Raw genomic sequence first — 19,439 nt, forward strand, 5'->3', positions numbered from 1 at the left:
TCCTCACTGGTTCGGCCGACCGCATGCGTTCTCTTCCCTACTCGTTCCCCTGGCCCTGGCCCTGGCCCTGGCCCTGGCCCTGGCCCTGCGTCCGCCGGATCCCCGTCCGAGCATGGAACCTGCCTGCCGTGTCCGCCAGGGCCCGACGTCCCGAGATGACGAGCCTCTTGACGCGGTAGAACAGGTGCGGGGAGAGCGCGATCAGCCGTCGCTTGAGCACGCGCTCCACGGCATCGCGGGTGCGGCGGACCAGCGGGGGCCGCCCATAGCTCCCGATGAGCTGGACATGGGTGGCGTAGTACCACTTGTAGGGCTCGGCGCCCAGCAGGAGATCGTAACTCCTGTGCCCCTGGCGGTAGCTGTACTCCAGCAGGCGCAGGCGCAGTTCCCTGCCGACCCCGTACTCGGCGTAGGCGGGATCATACGCCGACAGCAGGTCCAGGTACTCGCCCTCCCAGAGGAACCCGGCATGCACGGCTACGTACTCGCCGGCGACCTTCAGCGTCGACAGCACGAGGTGGCCGTCGTCGAAAAGGCTCCTCAGCATGACGAGGGCGTTGGGGTCCTCGAGGGTCTCGTGCCCGCCCTCGTACTGCGCGATCTTCCACGTCACGCAGAGGTCCAGCGCCTCGCCACTGGTGTCGCCGAACGTGAAGACCGGGTCGCCGAACTGTTCCGTGGTCCTCCTGAGCTTCTTGCGGCGGGCGGGAAGAAGGTTCCTGCTCCTCGTGCCGAGCAGGGCCAGGTACTCGTCCCAGCTGGAGAAGCGCTCCCAGACGACGAGCGGTGCCACGTCCTCGCTTGCGGGCACGGAGCCGGCGGGATCCTCGTCGTCGAGGGCTACCACGGAGGTCACGAGCCTCGGCAGGTACGTCACCGTCTCCCGGGCCGTGCCGTCCGGCGGAACGGGCTTCACGTAGTCGTAGAACGGCCCGGTGGTCAGGATCCTGCGGCCGTCGGCCTGTGCGAGACGCACCTGCCCGCCCCGGATCCCGTACGTCCTGAACTCGACGGTCCTTGCCCGGTGGTAGTCCACGGCGAGAGCTGTCAGAAAGGGATCAGATGCGAAGAAATCCATGCCTGTCGTCCTGCCGTCGCCCGTGGCCGGGAATGGGAGCCCGCCGTCCTGCGAACCGGCCGGCGCGCCCAGTATAGGGGCCCTGCCGGGTAGCGGGGGCGGCACGAAGCGAGTAGCCGATACTCGTGCCAGACTCCTGCGCCTGTCCGTAGTCTGGCGTCCTGTCCTGCTCGAACGCCCGCTGGGGAGAGTTACGTGACGATCGGCCCCATCTCTGAACTCCAGGCCGGACTGGGCGCGCACGCCGGAGGCCCGGAGGCACCGGCCGCGAGTGCCGGAGTGGCCCGCTACGGGGTGCTCCTGTCCGTCGGCGCCGGGTTCGTGGGCGTCCTGAGCTACGCCGTCACGCTCATCATGGCGAACGCCCTCGAGCCCGCGGACTTCAGCCAGTTCGCCGCCGCCCAGATGATGCTGGGCATGGTGGGCATCGTGACCTCGGCACTGGTTCCGCTGCCGCTGGCCCAGGCCGTGACCGCCCACCCGCCCGGTTCGGAAGCGCGGCGTGATGCGATCGCCTTCGCGGTAGCGGTCTCCGTGGTGGTGGGGCTCGCGGCTGCCCTGCTGACCGGGGCGATCACGGCGGGCCTCGGTTCGGCCCCGACCGCCGCCTTCGTCGCGCTGTCCGCCTTCGTCCTGTTCGTCGGAGCGGCACCGTCCGGCTGGATCCAGGGGGAACTGCGCTTCGTGCGGTACACGGTGAAGTCTGTCGGCGAGGTCCTCATCCGGCTGGTCTTCTCCCTCCTCGTCGTGCTGTTCGCGTGGGGCGCCCCCGGTGCTGTGCTCGGCTTCGCCATGGGCGGTCTCGCCCTCCTGGTCACGCCCCGCTCCTTCCTCCGCGACATCACCTGGCGGCCGCGGGTGCTGCACCAGCGCCGGCGCTGGGCGGAGACCTCCGATATCGCCTCGACGCTCTGCGTCGTGTCGGTGCTGGTGGGAATCGACGTGGTGCTCGTGGCCTTCCTCGACGGCGGCTCCACCGCAGCAGCAGGGCTGCAGGCCCTCGCGTCCATCGCGAAGGCCCCGGTGTATGTCGCAGCGGGGACGGTCATCGTCGTCTTCCCGCTCCTGCGCCGCCCCGGTGCCCACGTGACGGCGATCCTCACCGATGCCCTGCGGTCCTTCGGCCGGCTCTCGCTCGTGGCCTGCGCCGTGATCGCGACGGCCCCGCACCCCCTGGTGGCACTGGTCCTGCCGGAGCGCTACCACGCCTCACTCGCCCTGCTGCCCTGGCTCGCGGTGTCAGGACTGGGTTACGCCGCCCTGACGGTCCTCGCCACGGTCCTGCTGGCCCTGCGCGCCTACCGGCGGTGCCAGCTGGGGCTCGTGGCGGCGTCGGGTCTGGTCCTCGGAGGCCTGTTCCTGGGCTGGGAGCGCGGCGGCGTGGAGGGCATCGCGATCGGCTGCGCAGTGGGTGCCCTGGCCTCGGCCGCCGTCCTGACGGTGATCGCCCTTCCGCTCCTCCCGCCGTCGTCGGGCCGCATGGCGGCCACGGGTTTCATCGGGGCGGCCTGCTTCGCACTGTTGCTGAAGGCGGCGGCGGGGCAGCCGCCCGTCTGGATGCTGATCGTCTTCGTCGCCGGGCTCGTCATCCTGGCCCAGCTGAGGGAGCGAGGCCCCCTCGAGGTGCTCCGCGGACTGGGTGTGTGGCGCCGCTTCCGGGCGCCACACACCGCGCGCCATGCCGCGAGGCCTCAGCAGCGTTCCTGATTCCCGTGCACCACCTGCCAGGCCGTCGGCGCTATATCGATGGCCCCACTGCGGCAGATCGTGTTGCGTTCCACGCGGATGTTCACCAGGTCGCCCTCGAACGCGAGCGAAGCGCCGTCGTTCTCGAAGAACGTGTTGCCGACCACCGCGATGTTCCGGACGGACTGCGTGCCGCCGTCGTAGTAACCCGTCCGGATACCCGAGGGTGAGCCCCAGAACCGGTTGTTCTCGATGGTGATGTTGTAGATCTCATGGCCCGAGACGGCCAGCTGCATGCCCGCACCGTGCGAGCCGCCCCGGACGTCATTGTCCCGGTAGACGACGTCGTGGACCGCACTGCCGATGGTCTGGGCGACCAGGCCGTCGTCGCCGTCTGCGCCACGCCGCTGGTCGATCCGGTTGCCCACCACGGCGCCGGAGTGCGAGTCGGTGATGTGGATGCCGTCCAGCTGGTTGTACCTGCCCGATGACTCGGCGACCGTCGAACTGTCCCGCACGCAGAAATCCCGGCTGCCCACCACCGCTATGGAATAGGTGAAGGGATTGCGGGTGCTCACGCGCTCCACGAGGGCGTTGACGGAGTGCCGCACGTCGATCAGGTACTCGTTGAGCCGGCCATCGACATTCCCGTCGAGCACGTCCCCGCTCTGGTCGGCGGTGAGGTCGGCGATCGTGACGTTGTCCGCTCCCTCTGTGGTGATGAGGGGGTGACCGCCGTGGGGCCCTTTCGTGTCGAGGAACCGGGCCGATGCCTTCAGGACCGTGGCAGGCCCCGAACCCCTGAGCGCCACGTTGTCCTTCAGCAGCAGCGGGCGGTCGATGTCGAACCGCCCGGCGGACAGCTGGACGATCCCGCCGCCCTGGCGGGCAGCGGCGTCGATCGCCGCCTGGACCGCTGCGGAGTTCCCCGAGCCGGGGGCGTCGACCTGCACCACGGTGGTGGCGCTGCTGCCGGTCGCGGTGCATCCGCCCTCGTTGTCCGCGCTGAACGCGGAGACCATCACCACGGAACCCACCACGACGGCGACCAGGAGCGTGGCCCCGAGACGGCGCTTCCTCATGAGGCGGCGCTTCCTCATGAGACGGTGCTTCCTCATGACTCGACCTTCTGCCTGCGCAACGGGGGAGGGGGATTTCAGGTGCCGACGAGTCCGGGTCGCCGTGCGGTGCGGGACGTGTCATCAGGATAGATGAAGCAGGCGCGCCCGTGGCCGCCCATACCCATGCTGCCGCCGCTCCCGTGTAGCGGAAAGTCCTCAGGGTGCGTAGTACCGCCCCCCGTTTCCGAGTGGTCGTTTCTCGGGTTCGAGGGTTTAAGCGAGTAGCCCGACGTCCACCCTCAGTACCTCTCACTCGTGTACCGGGCAGATCCTTTTCCTAGTGTGGACAACAGGTCTTTGTTGCATTGTCTGGGGAATAGGACGAAAAACATCGTGGAGTCTCAAACACACGGTTTCATCAGCACGCGCACACCCCTGTCCGGTGGCGCTTCGGTAGCAGCGGGGGGAGAGCAGGCCTTCCTCGAGGCCCGGGCGCACCTCGTCGACGACGTCCACCAGCGCATCCTCGCTCCGGGCCGCGTCGGGGCGGTGCTGCTGGGCGGTGAGGGGAGCGGCAAGACGGCCATCCTGCGCGTCGTGGCACACCGCGTTTCACGCACGCACCACGTGGTGCGCATCTGGGCGTCGAAGAATGCCTCCGCCGAGCCGTACCGCGCCATCGCCTCTCTGCTGGCGGAGCTGGAGACCGAGCAGGCACGGCACCCGCTGACCCTCCTGCAGGGGATCCGGACCCTCCTCGCGGAGCAGTCCGACGGGCGCCCCGTGGTGTTCGCCATCGACAACGCCGAGTACCTCGATCCGGAGTCGGCCACGATCATCACCCGGCTCGTGAGCGGCGGAGGAGCATCGGTGCTCATCGCCGCCGAGTCGCTCCGGACGGTGAACGAATCCTTCTCCGACCTGTGGCGGAACGGGGAACTCGAGCGCTTCGACCTCCCGAGCCTGACGCGGACGGAGATCCGCGGCATCGCGGAAGCGGCGCTCGGGGCACCCCTGTCCCCGCAGGCGGTCGAGGCGGCGTGGCGCTCGAGCGAGGGCAACGCCCGGTTCCTCTGCGCTGCGCTCGAGGAACTACCGCAGTCCGGCCTCATCCTCCACCGGGGTGCGTGGGTCGTGGCAGGGCCCACCGCCGCCGTTGCCGGCTCTCCCCGGGTCCCTGCCCCCGTCCGGGACAGGGCGCGGTCCGCCCTCGGGGCCCTGCACGCCCGCGAGCTGCGGATAGTGCGCGCACTGGCGTTCGCCGGTGCCCTGCCCGCGGCCGTCGTCCGGCGGCTCGCGAGCCTGCCCGGCGGGCCGTCGGACGCCCCGGTGCCGGAGCCGGCCCGGGCAGCCACGGAAGCAGCACACCTCGACGCCCTGCAGCCCCTGACCGTGCAGAACCGTGGGGAAGGAGCGACGACGGTTTCCCTGGCATCGAGGCTGTTCGCAGCCGCCGTGCGGGAGCAGACGACCGCCGCGGAAGCATCGGAGCTCTACCTGCTGCTGAGCGGAGGGCCGGTCGGGGCCTTCGATCCCGCCGGCCTCGATCCGATGCTGCACGCGGAATGGCTCCTCGCTGCAGGCCTTCCCGTGCCGGCGGACCTCTCCCTGGCGGCCGCGAGGCGCTGCACCTTCGCAGGTCTCGCCGACCGGGCGCTCTTCTGGGCCTCGCGGGAATCCGACGACAGCCCCGAACGCCTGCTCGAGGCGGCCCGCGCCGCACTCGCAGCCGGCCGGGGGGAAGAAGCCGGCGCGTTCTCGGCCAGGGGGCGCGCGGCGTCGGCCGGTGCTTCCACGGCAACGGCGGTCAGCCTCCTCATCCTGGCCAGCCGGGCTGCACGACTCGTGGGTGAGGTCCCGGCGCAGCGGCAGGCGCTGCTCGAGGAGGCCGACGAACGGCTCGTAAGCGCAGGGCGGGAGCCCGGAAGCACCTGCATGACGGGGCAGCAGATCCTCGAGCACCGCGGCGAACTGACGATCGCGCGTGCCGAAGAGGCATCGTTCAGCGGGAATTACCAGGTGGCGGCGGACATGCTGCAGGGCGCCGACCGCGCCGGCTGGACCCCGGAGCAGGCCGTGCTCGGGACCGGGCTGCTGTGTGTCGCCCTCGCCGTGACCGACGGGCAACATGCCGCCGTCGGGCTCGCGGATTCCCTCCAGTCGGAGATCGCACGCGAGCCGTCGTTCAGCCGCAGAACCCTGGACATCACGCGGCTGCGGATCGCCGCAGTGCGCTACGCCGCGGGCCACGCGGGCGAACCGGTGCCCGGCCCCGGCGTGGAGGGCCGGGCGCGTCCTTCCTCCGCGGCCGCCGACATCATCCTGGACAGCGCCAGGGGAGTGGCATCCGCCCTCCAGGGCCGACCGGACCAGGCGCGGGCCCTCCTCTTCCCGGTGGCACGGCAGCTCGAACTGCAGGACCCGTACAGCCTCCTGCCGCTGGTGGCTGCGGCGCTCGCGTACAGCTCTGCCGAGGCCGGTGCGCTGGGTGCAGCGATCGGGTATCTTCCCCTCGCGCAGGCAGGACACGCCGTCCCCCGGGCTGCGCACGCCTTCATCAACCAGATCCAGGTGTGCTCGGCAGGATTGCGGGAGTCACAGGTGGAGACGGCGGCGAAGCTCGGCCACCTGGCTGAGGCTGCCCGGGGCGAGGGCGCGTGGTGGCTCGAGATGAGCCACCGGCTCGCGCAGGTCCGGGCGGGTGATTCCCGTGCCGCCACGGCGCTCGCCGGAGCGGCCGCGCGCGTCGAGGGGATCTACGCGGCATCCTGCGAGCTCTACGCGAAGGCCACGAGTACCGGAGACGTGGAGCTCTTCGCCCAGGCGATGGAGAACGCCGAACTCGCCGGTGACAGCCGCTTCGCCCGCGAATGCGCCGCCCAGGCGCTCCAGGCGGCACAGCTCTCCGGCACCCGCGGCGTCCTGAAGGGCATCCAGCAGCGGGCCCGCCTGCTCTTCGGTGACACCGCCGACCTGGAGCTGGGCGCCGCACTCGAACGCCTCACCAAGCGCGAGCGGGAGGTGGCACGGCTCGCCGCACAGGGCGAGAGCAACAGGTCCATCGCAGTGCAGATGGGCGTCACGGTCAGGACGGTCGAGGGCCACCTGTACCAGGTCTATTCCAAGCTCCACATCCGCGCCCGCAACGAACTCGCCGACCTGATCCTGGCTGGAGCCCGATGAACTTCCTCGGCACCGGCGATCTCCTGCCGGACCGGCAACCCGTCATCGACGCCCTGCAGGACGTCCTGGGGAGGGAGGACCGCCACGGTGCCCTGGTGCTCGGCGAGGCAGGCCTGGGGAAGTCCTATCTTCTCCGCGCCCTGGAGCGCTCCGCCCCGGCCACCGTCCAGCGCCACGTGGTGCGTGCGACGCGGGCCCTGAGTACCGTGCCCTACGGGGCCCTGGGCGAAGCCACCGGTACCCTCTCCGACGCCGACCTCACCAGTCCGGTCTCCATGCTGCGGGTGGCGCGGCAGCGCCTGGGCAGCCCCGGAAGCAGCTGCAGCAGTGCGGTGCTGGTCGATGATGCGCAGTTCCTCGACGAGGAGAGCGCGCACGTGCTGACCCAGCTGGCCGTCACCGGAGCCATCCGGATGGTCGCCTTCGCCGACTACTCCCTGCCCGAGACCAGCGGGCTCCACACCTTCGCCAGGGAGGGGTACCTGGAACGCCTGCACCTCGAACCGCTCAGCGCCGACAGCCTCCACGCGGTGGCGGAGTCCGCCCTGGGAGCGCCGGCCCTCGGACACCGGGCCGCCCTGCAGCTCCACAGGGCCACGGGTGGCAACCCGATGCTGCTGAACGCGGTGCTCGGGCACGCCGCGGCCGGCGGCGCGCGCGCCGGAGCCGGCGATGGCTGCGCCCCGGTCCCGGCGGAGGAACCCTTCGCCGATGCCCTGGCGGACCTCGTCGCGTCCGTCGTCGCGTCCATGCCCGAGCCCCAACGCAAAGCCCTGGACATCCTCGCCCTCGGCGGATCGGTGGCTGCAGCCGACCTCGAGCGCCTGGCGGGCAGCGACGCCGTGCGCTCGCTGGTGTCCCAGCGGCTCGCGATCGCCCACCCGGCCGAATCCCGGTACCTGACGCTGCGCTACGGCCTGTACGCGGACGCGATCCGCGCCACCCTGCCGTTCGGCCGGAAGGCCCTGCTGCGCGACGAGCTCCACGGGCCCGCCCATGTCCTTCCCCCGTACCAGTACCACCGCATCCGCCATCTCGAATGGGCCGTCGAGACGGGATCACCCGTGGCGGCAGGCGTGCTGACCGACGCCGCGAGGGTCGCCACCCACCTCGGCTGTTCCGAGTCGTCGGAGCGCTTCATCCACGCGCTGTCCGGGGAGCGGCGGCTGGACGCCGACGTCGAACGGGCGCGCCTGCTGGCCGCCTCCGGGCGGACGGCGAACGCGCTGCAGCTGCTCACGGCGCACGCCGCCGACGCCACCGGCGATCAGGCGCGGGCCGCCGTCGTCCTGCACTTCGCCGTGATGCGGCTCGCCGGCGCCGCCCCGTCCGAGCTCCGGGCGCTGCTCGATGCCCAGGCGGAGCCCTCCAGCCGGGACGCGGGCACGGGGGAGGATGGCGAGCACGAGGCGCGCCTGCGCCTCCTCGAGGCGCAGATCCGCCTCGACCAGGGCGAACCTGCCACGGCAGGGCACCTGGTGGCCGAGCGCCGGTACCGCTCGCTGGAGGCGCGCGCGATCGGGCTGGGCCTCCGGGGCGAGGCACTGGGGATGCTGGGCCGGTCGATCGAGGCCGAGCAGAGTACGCAGGCCGCGCTCGGAGCGGCTGCGGGGGAGCCGTATGCGCTGATCCATGTCACCGAGGATCTCCTGACCCAGCACATCCTCGTCCTTGCGCATGCAGGGAAGGCCGAGCAGGCGATCGGCCTGATCGAGGAAGCGGAAGCCGGTCCGGTGCCCTTCGGTGCGGCAGAGGCCCTGCGCGGGATCGTCCTCGTCAGGCAGGGCGACTTCCGGAGCGGGATGCGGAGCCTGGTGCCGGCCCTGGCCCGGTTGCGGACGGTGGACCGGCAGCTCCTGCTGCCCTACGCCCTGGGGGTGGCCGCCTGGGGTGCGGCGGTCCTGGGTAACGCGGACCAGGCGCTGGCACTGGCGGACGAAGGCCGGAGGCTCCCGCGCCGGGGGAGGATCGAACGCGAGATGCTCGGCCATGCCTTCGCTGCTGCGGCTGCCTCGCTGGACCCCCGGGCCGCAGAGGATGCGCCGTCGCTCGCCTCGCTGATCGCAGGGGCCGGCCCCACCGGTCTCCGCGCGTGCGAGAAGGACATGCTGGTCCTGGCGCTGCTGCTCGGCCAGGACGAGGGCGCGGACCGCCTGGCGCGGCTCGCGGCGGACATGCAGGGAGGCGAGGCCTCGATCCTCCGCAGCTTCGCCCGCGCGGTCATTGCCGGCGACGTCGCCGAGCTCGCGGATGCGGCGGACCGCGCTGCCGCTTCCGGCCTCCCCCTGATCGCGGTCAATGCGGCGGAGCGGGCGCGGGCGCTGCAGGGCGGGCCGGCTGCCGGTGCCGAGGCACGGGCGGCAGCGCGCCGGCTCAGCCAGTACAGCGCGCCCTTCGTCGGCACCCGGTTCGAGGTTCCCGGCGGCGCCCGCGGTGTCTCCGACCTCTCGGCGAGCGAGCTCGCGGTCGCGCGGCTCGCCGTGGCCGGCCAGAGCAACAAGGGCATAGCGCAGGCCCTCTCCCTGTCCGTCCGCACGGTCGAAGGCCACCTGCAGCGGATGTACGTGAAGCTCGCCATCAACGGACGCAACGAGCTGACGGAGGTGTTCCGGGACCAGGGCCACGCGCTGCAGGTGACCGGCACAGGAGCACCGCTCGGGTAAGGAAAAGAAGGTTCCTGTGACGCTCGGCCTCCGTTCGTGGGCGGTCACCACGCGCTCATTCGTGAGGGCTACGTGAGCCGATGCCGCGAGAAGCGAGTACACAGGGCGGCGACGTCGAGTATGATTCGGCGAAACCACCGTATTCGGCGGGAGCGTCCGACAGGAGGTCGGAAGCGGGGGGCCGGCGAGCGGTTGATGGGGATGGGGCATGGGCAAGCAGCTGGACACGGGGGCCGAGGTGGGTCCGGCGCAGCCTGGCCCGACCCGCCGCGCGAGTACCGGCCCGCTGCTCGAGCGTGTGCCACCGGGCGCCTGGCCGCTGGTCGGACGCACCGCGGAGATCGACCGCGTGAAGGCAGCCCTGCTCCACGCCGGCTCGTCGGGCGCACTGGTCGTGGGCGCTGCGGGCCAGGGCAAGACGACGGTCGCGCGGAACGCCGTCAACACCCTCCCCGAGAGGTCGGAGATCCTCTACATCCGCGGCTCGAGCGTCGGGGCAGGCATGCCCTACGGTGCGCTGACGGTCCTCCTCGTGGACGTCGACGAACACGCCGCGCACAACCCCCTCCTCCTGTTCACGGCACTCCAGGCGATGTTCGGCCGCCTGCCGGGCGGCAGGCCCATCGTCGTCGTCGACAACGTGGAGGACCTGGACCCGCACTCGGCGACCGTCCTCGCCCACCTGGCCTCGGCCCGGTCGGTCCGGGTCGTCGTCCTCACCGAGCAGGTCCGGCGCACCCCCGAGCCCTTCCTCGAGCTGTGGCGGAACCAGCTGCTCGAGCGGATCGACATCGAGCCCCTGACCCTCGAGCACACCCGGGAGCTCGCGGAAGAGGTGCTCGGCAATCCCGTCTCCCGCGTCCTGGCGGTCGAGCTGTGGAGGGGGAGCAACGGGAAGGCAGGCGCCCTCCGCACCATGATCCCGCTGGCACTCGAGTCGGGCTGGCTGGAGCTCCGGGAGGGGGTGTGGACCCAGCCCCGGTTCCCCGGGGAGGAGGGCATCGCCGAAGCGCGCGCCGGCTCCGACCTTCTCGACGCCCTGTCCGGCCACGCCCGCACGGCGGTCGCCCTCCTGGGGGTCCTCGGCGCCATGCCCCTGCGGATGCTCCTGTGCCATGTCCCCGGTGAGGAGGTGGACAGGCTGCAGCAGGACCGGGTGGTCCGGGTGCTGCGGCATGATGCTCCCACTGCAGTGCTGGACGATCCGTTCGCGGGAGCCGTGCTCCGGGCCGCGCTGGCACGTGCACCGGAAGCGGCGATCGACGGCGCACTCCGTGAGATCGAGCGCGGCGAGCTGCCTCCCGATACCGACGTCCGCCTCACCACCTGGCTGATGCAGGCGGGGAGTCCCGTGACGGACGCGCGCCTCCTGCGGTCGGCACGGCACGCGAACCACCTGGCGCTTCCCCACCTGGCTCGCCGCTTCCTGTCCGGCGTGGACGCCTGGGAGGAGCACCCCGACGCCGTCCTCCAGTACGCGCGCGTGACGCTCGACGGCGCCGAGGCCGAGGAGGCCCGTTCCGCGATCGCCGCTCTCCTGCAGCAGCCAGGCCTTCCACCGGCCGTCCGTGCAGCGCTGCGCCTGGAGGGTGCGCGGATGAGGATCCGGCACGCGCACCATCCCGACGTCGTGATGGAGGAACTGCGCGCCTGCGAGGCGGAGTGCGCGGCCGTGGAGGGCCGCGACGCCGCGTACGTGACGAGGGAACTGGCCCTGCTGGGGCTGGAGCTGGCACTGCTCCAGGGACGCTGTGCGGACGTGGTCGAGCGGGCCTCCGTGCTCCTCACCTCGATCGTCGACTACTCCTCTCCTGCCATCAGGGTGAGGGGCATGCTCGTCCTCGCCCTCGCATCCACGGGACAGTACGAGCGCGCCGACCTGGTGGCGGAAGCCCTGGCGCGGTGCCCCCACACGTCCTCCTCCCCTTCCTCCCACCCGTCGGACCGGGAGGAAGCGCGCCGCAGCGTGGTGATGTCCCTGGTGTCGTCGGGCCGGCTCGACGAGGCACTCGAACTCCTGCACGCCGGGTCCGGGCTGCCCGGCCAGGTCCAGGACGAGGCATGGTCCGAGAGCATGGAGGGCATGCTGCTCGCAGGTGCGGGCCGCAGCAGGGAAGCGCTTGCGGCGCTCCTGCCGGCGATCGCCCAGCTACGGGCGGAGGACCGCTCCGGGATGCTGCCCGCCATAGAAGCGGCGGCTGCCTACGCGTATGCCCTGAACGGCCAGGACGACGCCGCCCGGGACTACCTCGACCGCGCGCGGCACACGGGGGAGCGCCCCGACCGGGTATCCCTGAGCACGTCCGACTACTTCAGCACCCTCACGGTGTCGCTGCTCGAGGACCCCGCGGCCGCAGCCCGGCAGATGCTGCACAGCGCGGACAGGGAGCGCGGGCTCGGCAACACCGGCCTCGAGCTCGTCTTCCTGACGCAGGCGGTGCGCCTGGGCGAGTACGCGTCCGCGCATCGCCTGTCGGTTCGGGCGGGCGGGTTGCGCACTCCGCTGGCGCAGTGCAGCCTGCTCCTGGGCAAGGGGATCCTGGCACAGGACGCCGCCCTCCTCCTCGAGGCCGCCGAAGCAGGCCTCGCGATCGGACACCACGACCTGGCGGGGTCCTCGGCACTGCTCGCCGTCGACCTGCGCGCACCGGAGGACGACCCCCTGATCTTCGTCCGCGCGGAACAGATCCTCCGGCAGACGTCCGTGGAACGGAGGCGGTCCCGGACCCGCCAGTCACTGACCGATCGTGAACGCGCGGTGGCCAGGATGGTGGCCCGCGGCGCTTCGAACAGGGACATCGCTGCGGCGGAGCACGTGTCGGTCCGGACCGCCGAAGGGTACGTGCACCGGGCCATGGCGAAGCTGGGCGTGCACAACCGCAAGCAACTGCGTTCAGTGTTCGCGAAGCAATGACGGGCACGGCAGAGGGATCACCGGTGCTTCACGGACAGTCGGCGCTCGTCCGCGCCGTCGTCGACGAGCTGATGGCACCGGACTCGGTCGGCGTCGTCCTCGTGGGCGAGGCGGGGATCGGCAAGACCGCCGTCGCGCGCCGGGCCGCGGACCACCTGCAGGACGCCGTGGGCGTGCTGCAGGTTCGGGGCGGAGCCGGCCTCCAGCCGATCCCCTACGGTGCCCTGTCCGGCTACCTCGGCGAACTCACCGTGGCGGACGTCGGATCTCCTGCTGCCGTCCTCCGGCACTTCATGAGGCACATCTCGGGCAGCATCAAGGCGCAGTCGCCGCCCATCCTCCTCATCGACGATGCCCACCGCCTCGACGACGAGTCGGCCCTGCTCATCATGCAGCTGGCGACGGCCCGCAAGGTGAAGGTCCTGGCCACCGCACGCCAGGTCCCGGGCCCCGCTGGAGAGTTCGCCCGGGCCGTCAAGGACGGGTTGCTCGGACAGTACGTCGTCGAGCCGTTGACGCTCCCGGGCGTCCGGGACGTGTGCGAACAGGTGCTCGGAGGTCCCGTCCTCACGGGCACGGTGCGGCTGCTCGCCGAGACGACGCGCGGCAACCCCCTGTTCCTGACCATGCTCGTGGACCAGGGCAGGGTGCGGGGGCACCTCGTCGAGGAGAACGGTGTCTGGCGCGCACGCGGACCGCGCCCCGCCCTCGACGCGCCCCTGGCGGACCTCGTGCTGCACGGGGTGGGAGAACAGGGCGGTGACGAACGAGCGGCCCTCGAGTTCCTGGCCGTGGCAGGGCCGGTGCCCCTGGCCTCCCTCGAGGCGGACGTGGACCGGAGCGCCCTGGCGCAGCTTCTGCACGGGCAGCTCATCGAGGTGGATCCGGCGGACGGGCACCTGGTCTCCTTCCGGCACCCCCTGCTCGCCGAGGCGATCCGCGACAGCATGACGGCCGTGCGCGCGCTGGACCTGGCGGCGCGCGCTCATGCTGCCAGGCCCGAACCCCTCCGCAGTCCCCGTGACGTCCTGGGCGCGGTCGCGTCGGGCCTCGAGGCGTCGTCGCCCGTCGACGACTCGCTGCTCCTGCGGGCCGCCAGGATCGGGAACCGGCTCCACGATCCGTCCTTCGCGCAGCGGGCCCTCGGGGCCGTCCAGGCGCAGGTGCCGACCTCCGCCTACCTGCTCGAAGCGGCCTGGTTGAACTGGAACGAGCGGAACGACGAGCTTGCACGCGCGCTCCTCGACGAATCGCTCCGTGCCGCCGACAGCCGGGTGGCAGCCCGGGAGGCGTTAGCCCTCGCCCTCCTCATGCACCTGCGGGCGGGATCCGCCGGGAGCACACGGCACGACGACGTCGACCGATGGGCCGATCTCCTCACCTCGGCCGCAGGCGGCGACGGCGAACCGCACGCGCGCGGGGCCGGCACCGACGTGCACCTGCTCCGGACCTTCGCCTCGATCCTGCAGGGGGACCTGCGCGGCCTGGCGGGCCTGGCCTCCGCGCCCCCGGATCCCGCCCTGCCGGAGGCCGTGCAGGTGGGACACCTCGGCCTGCTGGCCCATGTCCACACGCGGACGGGCCGCCCACGGGCCGCGTCCGAGGCCCTGGAGCGGGCGCTTACCCTCCTCGACGCGGATCCCGAACCGCTCCTCACCTACCGGGATTTCGTGGTCGGGGAGCACCTGCTGGCCCTGGTCTGCCGTGGATCGTGGGACGAGGCGCGTGCCGTGTTCCACCGCACCTATCCCGCCGCTTGTGCGGGTTCCTCACTCCTCAGTGGCTGGCTCGACGTGATCGACGGCAGCATGAGCCTCCGTGCGGGCAGTTTCCGCACCGCTCGGCACCACCTGCTCCTCGCCGTCGAGGCCTTCCGCGACGTCGATGCGTCGCACGTCCTCGGGTGGATAGCCGGAGCAGCCGCCTATGCCGGCGCCCGGGCCGGCGACGCGCCGGGCGCGAGGGCGCTGCTCGACCGGCGGAGCACGCTGCAGGGACAGCCGGGCTCCGTGACGCACCAGATGGGCGAGGCGTATTTCACCGCCGCGCTCGGACACCTGGGGGAACCGGACGTCCTGCCACGCCTTCGCCGCCTCGCCGTGCAGGCGGAGGGCCGAGGCTCACTCCTGGTGGCCGCCGCGGCGCTGGACCACGCCGTCGTGCTGGGGGACCGGAGCGCACTGCAACCCCTCGCGGACGTGACGCGGGACGCCGACGGCGAGGAGGGCCTGGTGCTGCACCGCTTCGCCACCGCCGCTGCGGCCGGTGACCGCGATGCCCTCCTCGCGGTGAGCGAAGCGGCCGAAGATCGCGGGTCCCTCCTCCTCGCCGTGCGGTCCCTCGAGGAAGCCGCGCTGGTCGGGCCGCCGGGAGCCGCGGCGCGAAGGATCGAGCGGAAGTTGTTCGCCCTGCGGGCGGACCTCAAGATCCTGCCCGGTGGCACAGCAGGCTCGGGAGCGCAGGGGACGCGGCTGACGCGCGGGGAACAGGTGATCGTGAAGTTCGTCGCAGCGGGGCACACGAACCGCGAGATAGCGGCCATCCAGGGGGTCTCGACACGCACTGTCGAGGGCCACCTCTACCGGATCTTCGCGAAGCTCGGGATCAGCAGCCGGGAAGCCCTGCAACAGCCACTCGAGAACCCGGCACCCTAGCGCGCCTGCCGCCGGAACGTTCGGCTCCCAGTGGTGGCTGCGGTGCCGGGGGTGGTGCCGGCAGTAATGCCGTGGGGGTGCGCCGAGTGCCGGTTTCGCTGGAATCACGTAGCGTGCCGAATTCGAACGAGTAGGACCCTTGGGTACGCGCTGAATAAGTGCAGTAGCGGGTACTCGTTCGTGCTTCCGACCCCATACCTAGGCTTCAGGGAATAGCTCTCACGCTTTCCATATTCCTGGGGTTCCAATGGTCCGTCTCATCAATGTCTCAATTCACCTACCTGCCGGTCTGCGCAATTCCGCAGATTCCCCGCGGCGCGGGACGGGCGCATCGTGAAGCGGCGGACGGGGTATTCGAGGCTTCTTCCCTTCCTGTCGATCCTGGCCCTGATCGCCTGCCTCCTGGTGGCGTCACCGTCGCTGGACGCACCGGCCGAGGCTGCTCCCGGGAACCTCGTCGTCAATCCGTCGCTCGAGGAAGGCGTGGGAACGCCCACCTGCTTCTCGCGTTCGGGATGGGGGACGGAGGGGACCTGGGCCTTCCAGCCCGGGCGGACCGGGGGACGGTCGGTCGAGGTCACCACCAAGGCCTACGTCCAGGGCGATCGCAAGCTCCTGCAGACGGAGACAGCGCAGTGTGCCCCCAAGGTCACCGCCGGCGGCACCTACGACATGGAGATCTGGTACAAGTCCTCCACCCCCGTGACGCTGACCATGTTCCGGCACACCGCGCAGGGGTGGAGCTACTGGGGTGACGTGAAGCAGGTTCCCGCAGCCGCGGGGTGGACGGCGGCAACGGCGGTGACGCCCGCCATTCCCGCCGGAACGGACCAGATAATCTTCGGACTTTCCCTGAACACCAATGGGACATTGGTCACCGACGACTATTCACTATCTCCCGTCCAGGTGGCTCCCGCACCTCCCGCGGGACAATTGGTCGCAAATGGGAATTTGTCGCAGGGAAATCCCGTGCCCACGTGCTTCCAGGTTGCCGGCTGGGGCAACAGGACCGTCGCACAGGCCATTTCCGCAGACGTCCCCGCGAATTCGGTCGCCGGTACCCGCTCCTTCCAGCTCTCGGTCACCAATTACGTCTCCGGCGACGCGAAGCTCCTGACATCGGAGGCCGCGGGATGCGCTCCCGCAGTGACCGGTGGCGCGCAGTACGACATCGCCATCGATTACAAGAGCAGCGGAACCGGTCAGCACGGGCTCAGCGTTTTCTCCCACACCGCCAACGGGTGGCAGTACTGGACGGACCTCAAGGCGGTTCCGGCATCGGGTGTCTGGACGACGGCCTCGGCCCGGACGCCCGCCATACCAGCGGGTGTGGACCGGATCGCGTTCGGGCTCTCGGTAGCGGGCAACGGCACGCTCAGCACCACCAACTACTCCGCACGGCAGGTCGCGGTGGTGGTTCCCCCGCCGGCCGGCACACCGGAGAGCGTCGGTACCTGGACGGTCCAGGGCGAGCAGCTCCCCATCCGGGCACTCCACAACACGCTGCTCAATGACGGGCGGGTGCTGCTCATCGCCGGCTCGGGCAACGAGGAGAAGGTGTTCAACGCGGGAGCGTTCAGGGCGGTGGTCTGGACGCCCGAGACCAACGCCTTCAAGGAGATCCCGGTGCCGTACGACATGTTCTGCGCCGGGCACGTGACGCTGCCGGACGGCAAGGTGCTGCTCGCAGGTGGTACGCAGGCCTTCCCCACCCAGGATCAGGGGCCGAACACGTTCAAGGGGTCCAAGAAGAGCTACTACTTCGACCCCGCCGACGACACCTTCCACCCGACCACCGACATGGCGGGAGCCCACTGGTACCCGTCCCTCACCAAGCTCGGCAACGGCGACGTCTGGTCCGCCGGCGGGCTGGACGAGAAGGCCGAGGGAACGGTCCTGACCGAGATGTTCTCCTCGAAGACCATGAGCTGGCTCCCGCAGAACCAGGTGCCGCAGACATGGAGCTTCTGGGGGACCTACCCGCACATGTTCCTCCTCGACGACGGCAAGATGTTCTACACCGGCGCCCACACCTTCGGGAACGGGCTGCCCGGCACAGGGGCGAGCCTCTACGACTGGACGACGGCGAAGATCTGGGACGTCCCCGGTCTCCGGCAGAAGGACATGCGCGACCAGGCCGGCTCCGTCTTCGTCGGCCCCGTCCAGGACCAGAAGCTGATGATCGTCGGGGGCGGCAATACCGACGGCAACGCGGCGGCCATCAACCTCGTGGACATCATCGATTTCAAGAAGCCCAGTCCCGCCTACGTCCCGGGACCTGACCTTCCCGGACCGGGCAAGGCCTACGTCAACCTCGTCAACCTCCCGGACCGGACGGTCCTGGCAGCCAACGGTGCCCGGTACAACCGTGCGGGCAACGTGGACACGGCGGCCATCTACACCCCGGGCACCAATACCTGGCGCTCGATCGACGCGGACCCGGTGGGGCGCAACTACCACTCCACCTCGATCCTCCTGCCCAGCGGGAAGGTCGCCGTGATGGGATCCAACCCGGCGGACAATTCCTTCGAGCTGAGGATCTCGCTCTACAACCCGCCCTACCTCTACAAGGGCGTGCGGCCGACCGTGGCGCCACAGCAGGCGCGGGCGACGTACGGGCAGGCCCTGCAGCTCGCCGTCACGGGCGACGTCGCGTCGGCGTCACTGATCTCGCCGATGTCGGCCACGCACCAGACGGACACCAACGCGCGGCTGGTCGACCTGCCCCTCACCGGGACGGGCGGGACCCGAAGCGCGCTGGTGCCGGCCAACCGGAACCTGCTGCCCCCCGGGCCGTACATGCTCTCCGTCCTCGACACCAAGGGTGTCCCTAGCATCGCCAAGTGGGTGTGGATCTCATGAATCCCTTATCGCAGCCAGAACCACCTCGCCGGACACAAGGAGGCCCGGTCGGCAACCGCCGACGGCGCCGCTGGGCGGTGCTGCTCTCCGCGGCCGGCGCGGCAACCGCCGTAACGCTCGCCTGGGGCGGATCCGTGGCGGCCGACACGGTGCAGGCGCGAACCGGGGCGGAGCCCTCATCGGCTCCTGCCGCGCTGTCGGTGCCGGCGACCGTCCCAGACGAGCCGGTGCAGGCCCTCGCGGGCGAGCCGACGCCTGTCGATGTGCCGGCCCACCCCGGCGGCCACGAGGCGCCTCCCGGTGCACAAGCGCCGGGTGGTGTCCCCGCCGCTCCGCCGTCCCAGGGCAATCCCGCGGGGCAGGGGGCTGCCGACGCCGGGAAGGTCCCGGCGTCCGGGAAGCCGGGGGAGAAGCTGGCAGCCCAGAACCCGTCCGAGCAGGGCACGGTGCCCGGAGCACGGAAGGAGAAGTCCCTTGCCGAAGCAGGATCGGAGGCCGTCCCGGGCCAGGCCGGCGGGAAGGGCTCCGGTGCCGGAAACGGTGCCGACCGTTCCGCGGGCCTCGCGCCTCGGGGTGCCATAGATCCTAAGGAGGTCCTGGGAGCGGGCGAGACGGCCCTCGGCGGCTGCCTCGCCGAATACGGGGCGGACGGGCAGTGCCTGCCCGTGGTGCCGCCGAGCTCGGCGGAGCACGTGCAGCAGATGACGGAGAGCGGCGCAGATCCGAAGTCCATGCTGCACTTCTGGTCCTGCGACGAAGTCCGGGGCTTCTTCCCCGACGGCATCGCGGTCCGGCAGGCAGCAACGGACCCACAGGGACTCGACGCCAACGCGGACGGCACGGCCTGCGGAGCCGACGACTGACAGCGCGCACACGCCACTCTTCCGCACTACTCACAGGGGACAATCATGACTTTTTACCTGCTCGGATGCGCACTCGTCGTCGTCGTGGCGCTCGTGCTCTTCGCCATCGCCTCCTCCACGCTCTACCTGAACACCTACGCCTGGTGGGATCCGAAGACCCAGGTGCGGACCTCCTACACGGGCCTGCTCGAGACGGAGACGCTCTCCTTCTCCCTGATCATGCCGTGCCGCAACGAGCGCGAGGACGTCATGCGGGCAACACTCGGGGCGCTGCTGTCGCAGACCCACGCGCGCAAGGAGATCATCATCTCCGTGGGGCACGACGACCCGGAGACGATGGCCAACGCCTACCGGCTGGCGAACGAGTTCCCCGGCCTAGTTGTACTGACCGGACACGTTGATCGATAGACAAGTCGCCACTTGTGACAGAAGGCCACGCTTGTCTATAGTGTGGGTATGACAGTTTCACTGGATG

Annotated in this window: 10 protein-coding genes; 8 read left to right on the top strand and 2 right to left on the bottom strand. The window is 70.9% G+C overall.

Features of this window, described 5'->3' with window-relative positions; genetic code table 11:
• Positions 1-37: 37 nt before the first annotated feature.
• Positions 38-1,078, bottom strand: a complete 1,041-nt coding sequence (locus ACIQCY_RS17160) for a GNAT family N-acetyltransferase (protein WP_400485069.1) — start codon at positions 1,076-1,078, stop codon at positions 38-40.
• A 195-nt stretch (positions 1,079-1,273) separates the two neighbouring features.
• On the opposite strand from ACIQCY_RS17160, the gene ACIQCY_RS17165 reads away from it, so the two are divergent.
• On the top strand, positions 1,274-2,785 hold the full coding sequence (locus ACIQCY_RS17165) for a hypothetical protein (RefSeq protein ID WP_400485070.1): 1,512 nt from the start codon (positions 1,274-1,276) through the stop codon (positions 2,783-2,785).
• Here ACIQCY_RS17165 and ACIQCY_RS17170 read toward each other — a convergent pair.
• On the bottom strand, positions 2,770-3,882 hold the full coding sequence (locus ACIQCY_RS17170) for a right-handed parallel beta-helix repeat-containing protein (RefSeq protein ID WP_400485071.1): 1,113 nt from the start codon (positions 3,880-3,882) through the stop codon (positions 2,770-2,772). The genes ACIQCY_RS17165 and ACIQCY_RS17170 overlap by 16 nt on opposite strands.
• A gap of 336 nt (positions 3,883-4,218) precedes the next feature.
• Between ACIQCY_RS17170 and ACIQCY_RS17175 the strand changes: the two genes are divergently transcribed.
• The 7 genes from ACIQCY_RS17175 (at position 4,219) to ACIQCY_RS17205 (ending at position 19,372) form a co-directional block, all read left to right on the top strand.
• On the top strand, positions 4,219-7,008 hold the full coding sequence (locus ACIQCY_RS17175; RefSeq protein WP_400485072.1) for a LuxR C-terminal-related transcriptional regulator: 2,790 nt from the start codon (positions 4,219-4,221) through the stop codon (positions 7,006-7,008).
• Entirely contained in the window at positions 7,005-9,671 is a 2,667-nt protein-coding gene (locus ACIQCY_RS17180; RefSeq protein ID WP_400485073.1) for a LuxR C-terminal-related transcriptional regulator, read from the top strand. Before ACIQCY_RS17175 ends, ACIQCY_RS17180 begins: the two co-directional genes overlap by 4 nt.
• A 208-nt stretch (positions 9,672-9,879) precedes the next feature.
• Positions 9,880-12,585, top strand: a complete 2,706-nt coding sequence (locus tag ACIQCY_RS17185; protein ID WP_400485074.1) for a LuxR C-terminal-related transcriptional regulator — start codon at positions 9,880-9,882, stop codon at positions 12,583-12,585.
• Between the two features lie 23 nt (positions 12,586-12,608).
• The gene (locus tag ACIQCY_RS17190; protein WP_400485075.1) at positions 12,609-15,239 is read left to right on the top strand and encodes a LuxR C-terminal-related transcriptional regulator; all 2,631 of its coding nucleotides are present in this window, start codon (positions 12,609-12,611) and stop codon (positions 15,237-15,239) included.
• 333 nt (positions 15,240-15,572) lie between these two features.
• Entirely contained in the window at positions 15,573-18,101 is a 2,529-nt protein-coding gene (locus ACIQCY_RS17195; protein ID WP_400485076.1) for a galactose oxidase-like domain-containing protein, read from the top strand.
• Positions 18,098-18,964 carry a hypothetical protein gene (locus ACIQCY_RS17200; RefSeq protein ID WP_400485077.1) on the top strand — a complete coding sequence of 289 codons (867 nt, stop codon included), beginning with the start codon at positions 18,098-18,100 and terminating at the stop codon, positions 18,962-18,964. Before ACIQCY_RS17195 ends, ACIQCY_RS17200 begins: the two co-directional genes overlap by 4 nt.
• Positions 18,965-19,009: 45 nt before the next feature.
• Positions 19,010-19,372 (top strand): glycosyltransferase, encoded by a 363-nt coding sequence (locus ACIQCY_RS17205; protein ID WP_400485078.1) that lies wholly within the window; start codon positions 19,010-19,012, stop codon positions 19,370-19,372.
• Positions 19,373-19,439: the final 67 nt, after the last annotated feature.

It is taken from the genome of Arthrobacter sp. NPDC092385 (genome assembly GCF_044755105.1).
Lineage (GTDB): Bacteria > Actinomycetota > Actinomycetes > Actinomycetales > Micrococcaceae > Arthrobacter_D.